This is a genomic window from Bacillus sp. Y3 (assembly GCF_008123875.1).
Taxonomy (GTDB): domain Bacteria; phylum Bacillota; class Bacilli; order Bacillales; family Bacillaceae; genus Bacillus; species Bacillus altitudinis.
Genome location: NZ_VSSC01000003.1, coordinates 573,249 through 587,851 on the forward strand (window position 1 = coordinate 573,249; position 14,603 = coordinate 587,851).

A 14,603-nucleotide genomic window follows, 5' to 3' on the forward strand; every position below is an offset into this window, starting at 1 on the left:
AGGAACGATTGAGATCGTCCCTTGTGTCATTAATCTTCTTCGTCTTCTTCTGGTCTTGCAAAGACAGATGGGTTTTGATAAGGCTGCTGCATATAAGGCTGAGCTGGATAAGCACCCATTTGACCATATGGAACAGGGTTTGGATAATGTCCAGGCCATGGCTGATGATGCTTCATACCATCATCGCATCCGCAGTCTTCCTTGCCATATGCTTCATTTGGAGCGTTTGGATAAAAGCCTTGATTGGCATTCGCATTCGCTCCTGCATTTGGATGCATATGGTGGTGCCAGTGATGCCCATCGTTTGCATGATGCTCATGATGTTCACCATAATAAGCCGGTGCTTGATACGCAGGATAATAAGGCTGAGCCGCCGGGTAAGGATACGGCATCATGTGATGGTGATAATACGGCTGTACCGGATAACAAAGGCCTGATCCCGGTAAAATAGGAGAAGCGGGTACCATTTGCTGCGGATATGGATACATTGCTGGCATGTAATGACCATAACCATAATAAGGATCATATGACTCTTGATGATGGTGGTGATGCTCTTTATTTTCAGCCATGCCCCCTACTGCTGCCCCTCCAACATTCGGCATTTGCGGGAAATTAGGAAGGTTTGGGTAATTACTATGTTCCATATCTTTTCCCTCCTCTTTTTGATGTGGGATATGAATGAATGGATCATATCCCTTTGCCACTTCATCTTTGAAATGATCCTTATTTTCATGATGAAAATGGTCCTTGTGATCTTTATGATCCTTTTTCTCATGAACGTGATCTTTTTTCTCATGATGTTCTTTTTTGGGAGGAGGCGTGAATGGCTGGTAGAGATTCGTCTGATAATAGTTTACATCAACTTGTGGAAAAACTGGCTGTTCAATCTTTGGTACTGGTGGCACATAAGGTACCGGTTCATTCGGCTTTTCCTTCGGCTTCGTATCTTGAACTTGCACGACATCCTTTGGCTTTTCTTTTACATACGGGTGTTCTTTTGCTTTTGGCATTTCTTTTGCTTTGTGATGATCGGTTTTGACAGGAACACCACTAGATGGAATTTTGATTTTCATTCCTGGCATAATCAAATCTGGATTACTGAGCTGCGAATTTAATTTTTTCAATTCTTGAAAGTCGACTCCGTACTTCTTTGAAATTTTCCAAAGGGAGTCTCCTTTTTGCACAATATGAATTTTCAACGTTTTCCCCTCCTATGCAAAACGTGAACGTAGCGGTTATGTCAGAAGTACAATATGTTTCAACATAAATTTATGCCTATTTACAAGCCAATATGATAAAAACTTGTTTTCTGATAGGAGGGGACACTTCATTATTTAATGGTGAGCATCTTATTTAAAGCGAGCAATGCCTCTTTTGTCGTCTCTTCATTCACTTGAATCAAACCGACCGGCTCCCCTTTTTCAATGCTTTCAAGTGACCATAGTAGATGAGGCAGATCAATACGGTTCATTGTCAAACATGGACACATATCTGGATTGAGGGATTCGATTTGTTTGTCAGGGTGCTGGTCAATGATGCGTTTCACTAAATTCATTTCTGTTCCAATGGCCCACTTACTTCCTGCTGGTGCCTGCTTGATCGTATCAATAATAAATTTCGTTGAACCAGCTAGATCAGAAGCCTTTACGACTTCATGCGTACACTCTGGATGAACAAGAATCTGTATGTCACGGTCACGTTTTCTCGTTTGTTCAATATTCTCAATGGTAAATTTCTCATGAACAGAGCAATGACCTTTCCATAAAATCATTTTGATTCGATGAAGCGGTTGGTCGGTGATGAGCTTTTCTTCTATTTGATCCCAGACAGCCATTTCCTCTAGCGGAATCCCTAAATCATAGGCTGTGTTACGCCCTAAATGCTGATCAGGAAGAAAAAGAATTCGCTCTTTTTGGGTCAGCGCCCACTCTAATACTTTTTTAGCGTTTGAAGATGTGACAGTCGATCCGCCATGTTTGCCGACAAATGCTTTAATATCAGCCGTTGAGTTTACATAAGTCAGCGGAAGGATCGTATCTCCAAACAGCTCAGTGAGCTGATCCCACGCCCTGTCTGTTTGTTTCATATTCGCCATATCTGCCATTGAACAACCTGCTCTCATATCTGGCAAAAAGACGTGCTGATTCTTTTTTGATAACATATCGGCCGTTTCTGCCATAAAATGAACCCCGCAAAATACAATGTATTCTGCTTCGTGATTGTCAGCAGCAATTTGTGCAAGCTGCAATGAATCACCTGTCACATCAGCAAATTGGATGACTTCATCTTTTTGATAATGATGACCCGGTATAAAAAGCTTTGATCCAAAAGCGCGTTTAATCTCTAATACTCTCTCTTTCATTTCATCATAAGAGCGCTGTTTATATTCATCTGGCATCATGGCTGTATGCTGCGCTGCTAACACATCAAGCATGGACATGAGTCGTTCCCCCTTTATGGCTGAATTCCATATTCATACTAAAATCGAATGATGGAGCAGAATGTGTGAGGAATCCAAGTGAAATAAGGTCTACACCTGTCCCCCGGTAGTTAGCCACATTCTCTAACGTGATGCCGCCTGATGCCTCTGTCAATATGGTTTCAGGGGTCATTTGTTTAAAGCGCTTCACTTCGTCTGGAGAGCAGTTGTCAAACATGATGACATCTGCTTTGGCATCAATGGCTTCCATCAGCTGTGCTTCTGATTCAATTTCCACTTCAATTTTCACCATATGACCGGCGTATGCTCTTGCTTTCTCCACAGCTTCCCTGATAGAACCACAAGCCGCAATATGATTATCTTTAATCATCACACCATCGGATAAGCCGAAACGATGATTCTTTCCGCCTCCGACTTTTACTGCGTACTTCTCCAGCATGCGCAAACCGGGTGTCGTCTTTCTCGTATCACAAATCGTAATAGATGGATCAGCTAATCGCTCTACTGCTTCATGCGTTAGTGTAGCAATCCCTGTCATTCTTTGCAGGATATTCAACACCACCCGCTCCCCTTTCAGCAAATCGTTGACGGGGCCAGTTATTTGTGCCAGTACAGCCCCTTCATGAATCCAATCACCTTCCTGGAAAAACAGCTCAGTTTGAACTTGTTCATTCAGCAGTTTGTATCCCATATCAATGACTTGTGTCCCGGCCAATACGCCTGATTGTTTCGCCATGATGTAAGCTGTTCCTTTCTTGTCTCCAAAGATGGCATCAGCGGATACATCTCCAAACCCAATATCTTCTTTTAAAAAATGAGTGAGCATTTGCTTTAACTGTAAACGTTCCATTTGGCACCAATCCTTTCATTTTTTACGATGTAAATATGGCCCTGTTCATGTACAATCTGTTTTGCTCGCCACGAAGCATCATGCCGATTAGGATAATCTGTGCGATAATGACCGCCCCTACTTTCTGTTCTGAGTAATGCGGATTTGATAAGGCATATGGCTAAAGCCCATTGATTCGTTATTTCGATCTGTTCATTTGTGATATTTTTCACATTAATTTGCTGAAAAGAGACTTGTTCTAAATGATCGAGCAAAGTCTGTAAGCCTTTCTCATCTCTCACAATTGCGGCATATGCTGTCATCCATTTTCTGAGCTGAGCCTGTGACACCGTTGGGACAGACCATACTTCTTGAATGGAAAGAGCAGGGTTTTTATCTTGCTGGGCTTGCAACCGCTCAACATACCGTGCCGCCTTGTTTCCTAAAACGAGACCTTCTAAGAGCGAATTACTTGCCAGTCGATTGGCGCCGTGTAAACCTGTACAAGCTGCTTCACCAATGGCGAAAAGTGATGGAACAGTTGTTTCTCCATGTTCATTCACCTTAATTCCACCCATTAAAAAGTGCATACCGGGTGAAACTGGCAGCCTTCCGCTTGCCATATCAACTCCCGCACGCTGACACATCGAAGCAATCGCAGGAAAACGTGCAGAAAAATGCGGAATATCACGGATGTTAAGATAAATGGAATGACCGAGTTGCTGCTCATGGAAAATGGTCCTTGCCACCACATCTCTAGGCGCTAAATCGCTCTGCGGGTGGATTCCTTTCATGATCCGCCTGCCTGATTCATCTTCTAAATAGGCGCCCTCTCCCCTGACTGCCTCTGATACGAGACCGATCGCTTTACCTGAAGTGGTCAAAAGGGTCGGATGGAATTGCACAAATTCGAGATCTACTAGCTGTGCCCCTGCGCGATAGGCCATCATCAGACCATCTCCTGTCACAGACGGATCATTTGTGTTTGTTTCATATAAGGATCCACAGCCGCCAGTGGATAATACAACTGCATCCGCGGTCATTGTATGTACATGACCTTTTTCGTCTTTCCACACAACACCGGTACATACCCCTTCATGAACTAATAGATCCATGACATGATGATTTTCGTATACATGAATGTGTGAGCCGAGCTTCCCTTTCAAAAACTGCACGAGGGTTTTTCCCGTTTGATCTCCTCCTGCATGCAGAATACGATGGGTCGTATGGGCTCCCTCTTTACCTAACTGCGGAATTCCCGTTTCATCTCGATCAAATGGGCAGCCCTCTTCTACGAGCTTCTTTACAAGATCTTTTCCATGACGGACGATCTCCTGTACAGTTTTGTCATCATTGTGACCACACCCCGCAGCTAAAGTGTCTTGCACATGCTGATCGACAGAATCATGTGCGGAAAAGGCTGCAGCGATTCCCCCTTGTGCGAGCATGGAATTACTAGAGGAAAATTGTTTTTTTGTCATCATGATGACTTGGCAGTTCTCCGAGATCGTATTCACAAAGGAAAGAGCCGCAATGCCCGACCCCACCACAATGACTTTTTTGATAGATGACACAATCGCCCCTCCTGTCATTTACACCTGTCTTGACACATATCATTACACAACACTACAATAAATACAAGAAAAAATTTTCACACAGGAGATGGATGGATTTGATTTATTTAGATTATGCAGCTTCTACACCTGTTTCTGAGGAATCACTGCATGTATTTCAGCAGTTGAGCAAAGAATGTTACGGAAATGCGAGCAGCCTGCATGATGCAGGAGGAAGAGCAAATGAAATCTTGGCTTACAGCAGACAATCACTTGCAGCGATTCTAGGGGGCGAACCTGATAGTATTTACTTTACAAGTGGCGGAACTGAATCCAATATCCTTGCGATTCAATCGATCATAAATGGGCTGCCTCCACATAAACAGCATGTCATTACCACATCAGTAGAGCACCCTTCCGTTCATCATGCGGTCAATGCCTTACAGCGTCTCGGTGTGAAGGTGACGGTCATAGAACCGAATCAAGAAGGAATTATCACAAAGGAGATTCTCAAACAGGCTCTATTGCCTGAAACCGGACTAGTATCCATCCAGCATGCCAACTCAGAAACTGGGATTATTCAGCCATTAGCTGAATTAGCAACGCTCTTAAAAGAAAGAGATATTCTTTTTCATACAGATGCAGTGCAGACATTCGGAAAAATGCATGTGTCGATTAAAGAACTTGGGGTTGATGCCCTCTCCATTTCGAGTCATAAAGTGTATGCACCTAAGGGCGCCGGTGCTGTCTATATGGGGGCACATGTCCCTTGGAAGCCTATATATCAACATACTGTACAGGAAAATGGTCTACGCCCAGGGACAGTGAACGTGCCATGCATCGGTGCTTTTGTTGCCGCGAGCGAGCAAATCATGTTGAAAATAGATCAACAGCAGCAGCTGGATATTCAGCTTCGCGATTATTTTCTTCAGCAGCTAAAAAAACGGAAGCTGTCTGTCCGTATGCTGCAAGAAAGTGACCAGCGCCGCACGCTCCCTCATATTATTGGTTGTTTTTTTGAAGGGTTTGAAGGACAATATGTAATGTTAGCTTGTAATCGGCAGGGAATTTGTATATCTACTGGAAGTGCATGCGCTTCTGGTTATCATCACCCTTCCCCTGCTGTAAAGGCATTACATGTATCAGATCGTGATGCCCTTCAATTCATTCGACTATCATTTGGTCGTGGATCATCAAAGGATGACATCGATCAGCTTTTGCATACATTTGAAAGCTTGCAAAAGGAGAAGAAAGGAGCATAAACGTGGAACAAGAGAGAAAACTCATTGGCGAAGAAAGAAGAAACGCCATTTTAAAGTGGCTGAAAGAGACTGATACACCACTCACCGGAAGTTTTTTAGCTAAAAAAGCCGCTGTCTCACGACAAGTCATTGTACAAGATATTTCATTACTCAAAGCAAAAAATGAACCCATTATTGCCACAAGCCAAGGCTATGTGTATATGGCGCAGCATACACCGGAAACTGAAATTGAACAGATTATCGCTTGCAAGCACGATCCTCATCGTACAGAAGAGGAGCTGACACTGATTGTAGACTACGGTGTAACGGTGAAAGATGTGATCATTGAGCACCCTGTCTACGGGGAGCTGACGGCCTCTATTCGAGTGAGTACGCGCAAACAAGTGGCTGACTTCGTTCATCATATTTCTAATACGGGCGCCTCCTACTTATCAGAGCTGACAGACGGCGTACACTTACATACCCTTACTTCCTACAGCCAAAAGCAGATTGACCAAGCCATTCAAGCGCTTGATGACGCTGGATTTCTCATTAAAGACTAAAAAATAGTGTCCCCATGAGGACACTATTTTTCATTCGTTAATTCATATGTTTGATAGCTGCCGAGTAGTTTCACTTCACAGCCAATCGCTTCTAATTCTTGAATGGCGCCAGGGACAAGTACATCATCCATCTCTTTTTCGATATCAATGATAAATAAATAGTGTCCAAGGCCTGTTTTTGTCGGACGCGATTCAATTTTGGACAAATTGAGATTCCGCCATGAAAAAGCTGATAACACGCGGTGCAATGCACCTGACTGATCATCCTTTGGCAGGCTGACAACAATGGTCGTTTTTGGCTTTGAAGAAAAACCAGAATTCATTGGGAACGATGCCTTCGCCTCTTTATGTAAAATAACAAAGCGTGTATGATTGTGCGGATAATCATGAATGTCTTTTTTCGCAATCGTCAATCCATACGTTTTTGCGGCGATTTCATTTGCAATCGCACCAACAGCTTCATCTGGATGCTCACTGATGTATTTTGCTGCATAGCCTGTTGATTCCACTGGCCGATGCGGAATATCAGGAAACTGTCTCTTCAAAAATTGATGACACTGCGCAATGGCGTGCGGATGTGACTGAATCACATCTAATGTCTCCCAGCTCTCCGCTCTCGATGGATGGACAAGCAGGTGCTGGCGAATTGGTGCTGTCATTTCGCCCACAATGGACAAAGCGTCCTCATGAATTAAATAATCAATTGTTAAGTTCACAGATCCTTCGAGTGCATTTTCAAGTGGAACGACCGCCAAATCTACTTCTCCCTTTGACACGGCATCCATACATTGCGGAATGGTTGCATAAGCCCGCTGCTCTGCATCTTTTGGAAAACAAGAACAGACAGCCAAATGAGTAAATGTGGCCTCTGGTCCAAAGTAACCTACCGTTAATTGCTTCATCTGCTATGATCTCTCCTTTTACGCCCCAGAACCTAGAATTTCAACTTTTTCGACAAATTCAAGTTTTCTTAATTGATTCATGACTGTATTAATATCATCTGCCATGCCGGCCGTACTGATCGACAGGGTAACATTCGCTCTTCCTTGCAGCGGAATCGTTTGGTGAATGGATAACACATTACAACCAGAGTCAGCCACAATTTGCAGTAGCCTAGACAGAGCCCCAGACCGATCCTCCAGGTGGAAAAACAATGTGATGATCTGCTCTTTGACCATCGTATAAAATGGAAAAACAGCATCTCGATATTTATAAAAAGCACTGCGGCTTAAATCCGCTTTTTGAACAGCATCGGCAACTGAATCCGCTTTTTTGCGATCGAGAAGCTTTTTGACTTCAAGCGTTTTTCGCATCGCATCCGGAAGTACATCCTCTCTTACTAAATAGAACGTTTCTTCTTTCACCTGTTTTCTCCCCTTTTAAAAACGGGAGAGCCCATGAACTGGACCCTCCTTTTGATCAATCGATAAATTCAAATTCAAATTCAAGCAGACGAATGATGTCTCCATCTTTTGCACCACGTTCACGCAGGGCATCATCAACGCCCATTCCGCGCAGCTGTCTAGAGAATCGTTTCACTGACTCGTCTCTTGAGAAATCTGTCATTTTAAACAGTCGCTCAAGTGCTTTACCAGTTAAGACAAACGTACCATCAGGATCTCTTGAGATCTCAAATGCTGCTTCTCCTTCATCAAACTTGTACATCACACGGTTATCAGAGAGCTCTTCTTCATTGTAGAGCGGGAATTCCGGTGTTGTTTCAAGCTGATTGGCGATTTCAAATAAGAGCTCACGAAGCCCTTCTCTTGTGATCGCACTAATTGGGAACACTTTATAGTCATCTGTTAATTTTTCTTTAAATGCCGCTAGATTGTCAGCTGCATCCGGCATGTCCATTTTGTTCGCTACAATGATTTGCGGACGCTCTGTCAATCTCATATTGTATTGCTCAAGCTCTTCGTTAATCGTCACGTAATCTTCGTATGGGTCACGTCCTTCAAGTCCAGACATATCAATGACATGGACAATGACACGTGTACGTTCAATGTGGCGTAAAAATTGATGACCTAAGCCAACACCTTCGTGCGCTCCTTCGATCAGTCCTGGCAGATCCGCCATGACAAAGCTTCGGTTATCGTCTGTTTCAACAACTCCGAGGTTTGGCACAAGCGTTGTAAAATGATAATCCGCAATTTTTGGTTTCGCAGAAGAGACAATCGAAAGCAGTGTTGACTTCCCGACACTTGGGAAACCAACAAGTCCAACATCTGCAAGTACTTTTAATTCTAAGATGACGTCACGTTCTTTACCTGGCTCACCGTTTTCAGACAGCTGTGGTGCAGGGTTTGCTGGTGTTGCGAAGCGTGAATTTCCACGTCCGCCACGTCCACCTTTGGCAATCACAGCCCGCTGTCCATGCTCTGTCAAGTCAGCTAGTACTTGTTCCGTCTCAGCATCTGTCACAACTGTACCCGGCGGAACTTTAACAATCATTTCTTCCGCATTTCGGCCATGCTGGTTTTTACTCATTCCATGCTCACCGCGGTCCGCCTTGAAATGACGCTTATAACGAAAGTCCATTAACGTTCTAAGTCCTTCGTCTACTTCAAATACTACATCTGCACCATTTCCGCCGTCGCCGCCTGCTGGCCCGCCTTTTGGCACATATTTTTCACGACGGAACGCCACCATACCGTTTCCGCCGTCACCGCCTTTAACATACACTTTAACCTGATCTACAAACATAACTTCCTCCGTTTCTCTGCATCACATATCTCGTTCTTGCCTCAAACAAAGCTCAATCATGGACTCATGATTCGTCACATGAAATTGCGTTATACTCATACATGGATAGTTTGCGTCATGAAACGCATTTAACGCATCCAAACTTGTTAATTTTCCTTTGAAATCAAAATATAAGATCACATCATTCTCTTCATGATCCGTTTGGAAAGTGACCGTTAAATGATTTTCAGTTTTTTGGCAAACTGATTGATCGAATATCGAAAACAACTCCCGTGATACCGTTAGCAGCTGCGATTCATATGCTGATAAGTCTCGGGTTTCACCAAGCACTTCATATTCTAGGGTGATAAAATGCGACTCCCAATTAAAGGTTAGAAAGTAATAGGCCAATTGGGGAATTTTTAAATTTGAGAGTTTGGATTCATGCTGTGCTTCAATGACCATTTCTTCTATTATTTCGAACACTCGGTCATATTTTTCTAATGTCAAGTTGCCTTTGATTAACTGCAATTTATTCATCCAGTCGTGTCTTGAACGACTAAGCAGATGGATCAATTCATTCGTTAATGCAACGTGAGTTAATTTTTCGTTTTGTTTACTTGGTATCTCTTCCATTATCGCACTCCCAATCGTTTGGTCTCTCTTTTAGGAGTCTTATCATCAATATGTCTCCCTGAATTATAACAGAGAAGACAGCTTAGAAAAACACTAGTTATGTGAGGAAAGGTTGTTTTTTCTGATCGTATAGGAGAAAATGAGGCAAAGTCAGCAAACATTCTTTGATATTCTATGGAGTGCATCTTCTTTTATCATCTTCGGTACTACTTGTAAAAAGCGCAAAAGCTCCCTGAATAGTGAAAAAAACTCCAGTCAATGACCGGAGTTTTTAGCAATTATTGTGCCGCAGGATATACGCTCACTTTTTTACGGTCACGACCGAAACGTTCGAATTTAACTGTTCCGTCGATTTTAGCGAAAAGAGTGTCGTCGCCTCCGCGTCCAACGTTTTCACCTGGATAGATTTTCGTTCCACGTTGACGATAAAGGATAGAACCACCAGTTACGAATTGACCATCAGCACGTTTAGCGCCTAAACGTTTAGACTCAGAGTCACGTCCGTTCTTTGTAGAACCTACCCCTTTTTTAGATGCGAAAAATTGAAGATCTAATCTAAGCATGAAGTTCACCTCCTATTTTTTTGTAGATATTCTCACATAATCGTGATAATCTCGTTCAATTGTTTCTAAGGAAACGACCATGCCTTCTAAAAGCAACTGGGCTTTTTCAAAGGTGACTGGATCTGTATCAGCTGGCAGTTCAAAAGAGAAATACCCGCCTTCATCTCCAATATCAAGCAGTGGATCCATTCCTGTCAGTGCAATAATTGAATTGACTGACCCGAAAACAACAGCAGATACACCTGCACAAACGAGATCCTGACCTTTTTCAGCAAACTCGGCATGTCCAGTCATCTGAAAAGACGTAATGCTTTCATCTGCTGGCGACCGAGTAATGGTTGCTTTGATCATATCACTCACACGCCTTAAGCGTTGATTTTTTCGATAACAACTTTAGTGTAAGGTTGACGATGACCTTGTTTCTTGTGGTTGTTTTTCTTCGGTTTGTACTTGAACACAGTAATTTTCTTACCGCGACCTTGTTTTTCAACTTTAGCCGTTACTGTTGCTCCAGCAACTGAAGGGTTACCCACTTTGACAGTGTCTCCGCCGACAAACAATACGTTTTCGAAAGTAACTGTTTCACCTGCTTCAGCAGCTAGTTTTTCAACATAAACAGTTTGACCTTCTTCAACTTTTACTTGTTTACCACCAGTTTCGATAATTGCGTACATCTCTGCACCTCCTAATAAACTCAGACTCGCCGAATACAGGGGGCCAATAGGCACTTTACACCTGCTCCGCGCGGTTGTAGCACGGGTGCTACATATCCATAACATTAAAAAATATATCAAATTAGACGCTGAATGTCAATGTATTTTCACCATTAGTACGGCAAAAGAAGATCTTCCATGGAAGAGGTGGTTCTTCGATCTGAAAAATAAGCATGGAGCAATTCATTTTCATCGAGCTGGCTCATTTTCACACCATTTCGTTCGATAATAATGGGATGTTTACAGCCCCTTTGGAATCGCGCCATCACTTCATATATTTTCTCCTCAGCACTGGCTCTCAGCGGAATGAGTTTCTCTACCTTTTGCTCTTTTTTACCGTAATAACGTTCTAGTAAAAAACGTACCCTGATATAATGCCGCTGCCGGTGCTCCATCACAAGCGAGTAGGCTAAAAAAGTGAGCAGGATCCATCCGTTAAATTGCAGCGGAGCAAAACAGAGTAACCCTGCTGTCAAAAGACCGAAAAAAATGAGTGAGCCTTTTATTGCAAGGGCATGTGCCTGTTGGAAAGGGTAAAAAACAGATAAGAGCAAAAAGAATAATTTTCCGCCATCAAGCGGCCAAATGGGCAAAAGGTTCACTAGAAAAATCGCTATATTATAAAAAGTAAACATCGTAAAGACGTCATATGAAATAAGTGAGGCTTCCATGAGAAGCCAGGCGACGAGCTGGAGCGGGACATGCTGAATCGGTCCGCATAAAATGACCGCCAGTTCTTCTTTTAGCGGACGGTTGCCATGCTCTTCTACTTCTACCGCCCCGCCAAATGGCAGTAAAAAAATCCGCCGAATCCGCCAGTGATAATAACAAGCAGCCGCTGCATGTCCAAGCTCATGGACACAGACGATAATGAGCAGACAAAGCAGCGGCTTAATTTGACCTGATAGCATGGCAAATGCCATGACTATCCAAAGGAGCGGGTGAACATGGACCTTTGTCAGCATGAGCAGCCATCTATTCAAAGGTCATCACCTGAATGGGATCAATAAACTGTTCATTTTGCTTAATGGCAAAGTAATATGTCCCCTTGCCTTGTTCATCAAGCGCAATTTGACCAATTTTTTCCCCTTTATCGACAAAATCGTATAAAGCCACATCAGCTTCTTTTAGTTGGCCGTACCAGCTGTAGCTGTTATCTGCATGCTGCACCACGACGGTGAGCCCTGTATCACTTTTCTTTTTCACTTCTACGACATAGCCTTCTTTCATACTATCGATGGCTTCAGCAGATGTTTCAACTTTCACTCCGGCACCATTTTGCGTAAAGGATTCCTGCACTTTTCCAGAGGCAGGGACAGCCAGCTCTTGATTGGCTTGTACGTCCTTTTGCCCTTCTTTTCTATCGGTTAAAAAGGCAAGTGGGTTTCCGACAGTTTTCTCAAACCACCGGTTGGCGGCGGCAAATTGGAAATCTTGTTCAAACGTTTGACTGATCATCGGCTTCAGCTGCTGAAAAGGCCCCGCCTGCCCTTTAAATGAAATAGCGGCAATCAGTACAAGAGAGGCAGAAAGTAAACATTTAAGCACAAATGTATTTGAATGAAATAACGGATGGCGAAATTTTTTCGGCTGATGAGAATTTGACTCGTAGGAAGCCGAGCCAGAATGCTTTTCTTCTTCTGTCAACATGACCCATGGTGGAATATCATCTTTCTTCTTGAAAGCTGCCTTCTTAGGGGCAGCAGCTGGCTGCTTCATTTTACGGCGCTGCGCTATTTTCTTTCGATACTCGTCCACTCTTTTCATAAGATCACCCTTTACATACAAACAGTTTGTACATTTTATGTGGCGACATCATATGATATGCAACAAAAAGACCGATTCTCATCGAATCGGTCTCATCTCAAGTAAATCATTATGCTCTTACACCGAAAAATGCTTTCAGCTTTGCAAACATCCCTTTGTTTTCTTCTTCAAAGGATTGAAGAGGAACAGATTCACCTAGTACGCGGCGAGCAATATTGCGATACGCAATGGAAACTTTATTTTTAGCATCCATGACAATCGGTTCACCATTGTTTGAAGCCTTAATGACATCATCATCATCGGCTACAATGCCGAGAAGATCAATTGATAAATGATGGACAACTTCATCCACATCCATCGAATCGCCATTTTTCGCCATGTGTGTACGAATGCGGTTCACAATCAAACGAGGCGGTTCAATATCCTCTTGTTCCAGCAAGCCGATAATTCGGTCTGCATCTCTCACAGCTGAGATTTCAGGTGTCGTGACCACAATCGCTTTGTCAGCACCTGATACAGCATTTTTAAAGCCTTGCTCAATTCCAGCAGGGCAATCAATGACAACATAATCAAAGTCTTGTTTCAATGATTGAATTAATTCTTTGATCTGCTCCGGCTCTACCGCCGTTTTATCGCTTGTTTGAGCAGCAGGTAAAAGATACAAAAGATCCTCGAACCGCTTATCCTTCACAAGCGCTTGGTGAATCTTGCATCTTCCTTCTACTACATCGACTAGATCATAAATAATGCGGTTCTCAAGCCCCATCACGACATCTAAATTCCGAAGGCCGATGTCGGTATCAACTAGACACACTTTTTTTCCTTGAATTGCTAGTGCTGTGCCTAAGTTTGCAGATGTTGTTGTTTTGCCAACGCCGCCTTTTCCTGAGGTAATCACAATAGCCTCGCCCAATTTCACATTCCTCCCTCAAGCCTTGTCAGATTAGGTCTTATATGAGCCAATTGCTGCAGGCGTTCAATGATCATATTGCCATCTATATCTAAATAAGCACATTCCATTTCATTTCCATCTTCTTTTTGATCCGGTGCACGGTTAAACACCTGTGCGATGCGAAGCTGGGTTGGAATCATATGAGATGCTGCAATCACAGCTTGCTTGTTTCCATTACATCCAGCATGCGCTACACCTTTTAACGCACCGAGCACAAAAATATTCCCCCCTGCACGAATGGTTCCGCCAGGGTTGACATCTCCTATTAATAAGAGATCCCCTTCGACATAAAGCACCTGTCCAGAGCGTACAATTTTTGCTACAGAAGTAATCTCAGCCTCTGCTTTTAAACGTCTCGCCTCTTCAGTTGACATGACGTCACTTTCAATAGAGTGAATGACAAGATGTTCATTTTCAGACACCGCTTCAGTTAAACGCGCCTCTTGATCCTCTGTTAAATATCGAAAACCAAGTTTAATATGCACATTGACTTTATGTCCTTCTCTTCCGTCTGTATATTGCTCAAGTAATAGAACCTCTCGCAAGCCAGAAAGAAGGTCTTCAAACGAACAGTCATCATTTAACTGTAATGTTAATCCGTTTTTTGTACCTTTTATTGTCACATACTGCTGTTTTTGAGTTTTCAAGATGCTCACCTCAA

The 14,603-nt window shown here is 43.1% G+C and carries 17 protein-coding genes and 1 other annotated feature; of the genes, 2 read left to right on the plus strand and 15 right to left on the minus strand.

The window, feature by feature from the left end; genetic code table 11:
* Positions 1-29: 29 nt before the first annotated feature.
* The 4 genes from safA to nadB form a co-directional block, all read right to left on the minus strand.
* Positions 30-1,199, minus strand: a complete 1,170-nt coding sequence (gene safA / locus FXF70_RS19345; RefSeq protein ID WP_148780088.1) for a SafA/ExsA family spore coat assembly protein — start codon at positions 1,197-1,199, stop codon at positions 30-32.
* Positions 1,200-1,330: 131 nt separating this feature from the next.
* On the minus strand, positions 1,331-2,440 hold the full coding sequence (gene nadA / locus FXF70_RS08080; protein ID WP_007501511.1) for a quinolinate synthase NadA: 1,110 nt from the start codon (positions 2,438-2,440) through the stop codon (positions 1,331-1,333).
* On the minus strand, positions 2,427-3,290 hold the full coding sequence (nadC, locus tag FXF70_RS08085) for a carboxylating nicotinate-nucleotide diphosphorylase (protein ID WP_017367720.1): 864 nt from the start codon (positions 3,288-3,290) through the stop codon (positions 2,427-2,429). Before nadC ends, nadA begins: the two co-directional genes overlap by 14 nt.
* Positions 3,272-4,843, minus strand: coding sequence for an L-aspartate oxidase (gene nadB / locus FXF70_RS08090; protein WP_148780089.1), 1,572 nt, complete (start codon positions 4,841-4,843; stop codon positions 3,272-3,274). The genes nadC and nadB overlap by 19 nt, the downstream gene beginning before the upstream one ends.
* Positions 4,844-4,935: 92 nt before the next feature.
* Between nadB and FXF70_RS08095 the strand changes: the two genes are divergently transcribed.
* Entirely contained in the window at positions 4,936-6,084 is a 1,149-nt protein-coding gene (locus FXF70_RS08095) for an IscS subfamily cysteine desulfurase (RefSeq protein WP_148780090.1), read from the plus strand.
* A gap of 2 nt (positions 6,085-6,086) precedes the next feature.
* Positions 6,087-6,626, plus strand: a complete 540-nt coding sequence (locus FXF70_RS08100; protein WP_148780091.1) for a transcription repressor NadR — start codon at positions 6,087-6,089, stop codon at positions 6,624-6,626.
* 23 nt (positions 6,627-6,649) lie between these two features.
* Here the strand turns inward: FXF70_RS08100 and pheA are convergent, their stop codons facing one another.
* The 11 genes from pheA to minC all read right to left on the minus strand — a co-directional run bounded on the left by pheA (position 6,650) and on the right by minC (position 14,589).
* On the minus strand, positions 6,650-7,528 hold the full coding sequence (gene pheA / locus FXF70_RS08105; RefSeq protein WP_007501516.1) for a prephenate dehydratase: 879 nt from the start codon (positions 7,526-7,528) through the stop codon (positions 6,650-6,652).
* An 18-nt stretch (positions 7,529-7,546) separates the two neighbouring features.
* Complete coding sequence (locus tag FXF70_RS08110; RefSeq protein WP_008342790.1) at positions 7,547-7,990, minus strand: ACT domain-containing protein; 444 nt, start codon at positions 7,988-7,990, stop codon at positions 7,547-7,549.
* A 55-nt stretch (positions 7,991-8,045) separates the two neighbouring features.
* Complete coding sequence (obgE, locus tag FXF70_RS08115; RefSeq protein WP_007501521.1) at positions 8,046-9,332, minus strand: GTPase ObgE; 1,287 nt, start codon at positions 9,330-9,332, stop codon at positions 8,046-8,048.
* A 21-nt stretch (positions 9,333-9,353) separates the two neighbouring features.
* The gene (locus FXF70_RS08120; protein ID WP_007501522.1) at positions 9,354-9,947 is read right to left on the minus strand and encodes a sporulation initiation phosphotransferase B; all 594 of its coding nucleotides are present in this window, start codon (positions 9,945-9,947) and stop codon (positions 9,354-9,356) included.
* A 278-nt stretch (positions 9,948-10,225) separates the two neighbouring features.
* A complete protein-coding gene (gene rpmA, locus FXF70_RS08125; RefSeq protein WP_003216586.1) occupies positions 10,226-10,510 on the minus strand; it encodes a 50S ribosomal protein L27 in 285 nt (94 codons plus the stop codon).
* A 12-nt stretch (positions 10,511-10,522) separates the two neighbouring features.
* The gene (locus FXF70_RS08130) at positions 10,523-10,861 is read right to left on the minus strand and encodes a ribosomal-processing cysteine protease Prp (RefSeq protein WP_007501524.1); all 339 of its coding nucleotides are present in this window, start codon (positions 10,859-10,861) and stop codon (positions 10,523-10,525) included.
* A 14-nt stretch (positions 10,862-10,875) separates the two neighbouring features.
* Complete coding sequence (gene rplU, locus FXF70_RS08135) at positions 10,876-11,184, minus strand: 50S ribosomal protein L21 (protein WP_003216781.1); 309 nt, start codon at positions 11,182-11,184, stop codon at positions 10,876-10,878.
* Between the two features lie 12 nt (positions 11,185-11,196).
* Positions 11,197-11,270, minus strand: a sequence feature (ribosomal protein L21 leader region).
* Between the two features lie 66 nt (positions 11,271-11,336).
* On the minus strand, positions 11,337-12,206 hold the full coding sequence (locus FXF70_RS08140) for a M50 family metallopeptidase (protein WP_076822351.1): 870 nt from the start codon (positions 12,204-12,206) through the stop codon (positions 11,337-11,339).
* Positions 12,199-12,990, minus strand: coding sequence for a M23 family metallopeptidase (locus FXF70_RS08145; RefSeq protein ID WP_048002776.1), 792 nt, complete (start codon positions 12,988-12,990; stop codon positions 12,199-12,201). Before FXF70_RS08145 ends, FXF70_RS08140 begins: the two co-directional genes overlap by 8 nt.
* A gap of 109 nt (positions 12,991-13,099) precedes the next feature.
* Positions 13,100-13,903: a septum site-determining protein MinD gene (gene minD, locus FXF70_RS08150; protein WP_017358134.1), complete on the minus strand. Its 804-nt coding sequence runs from the start codon at positions 13,901-13,903 to the stop codon at positions 13,100-13,102.
* A gap of 2 nt (positions 13,904-13,905) precedes the next feature.
* Entirely contained in the window at positions 13,906-14,589 is a 684-nt protein-coding gene (gene minC / locus FXF70_RS08155) for a septum site-determining protein MinC (protein WP_007501533.1), read from the minus strand.
* Between the last annotated feature and the right edge of the window lie 14 nt (positions 14,590-14,603).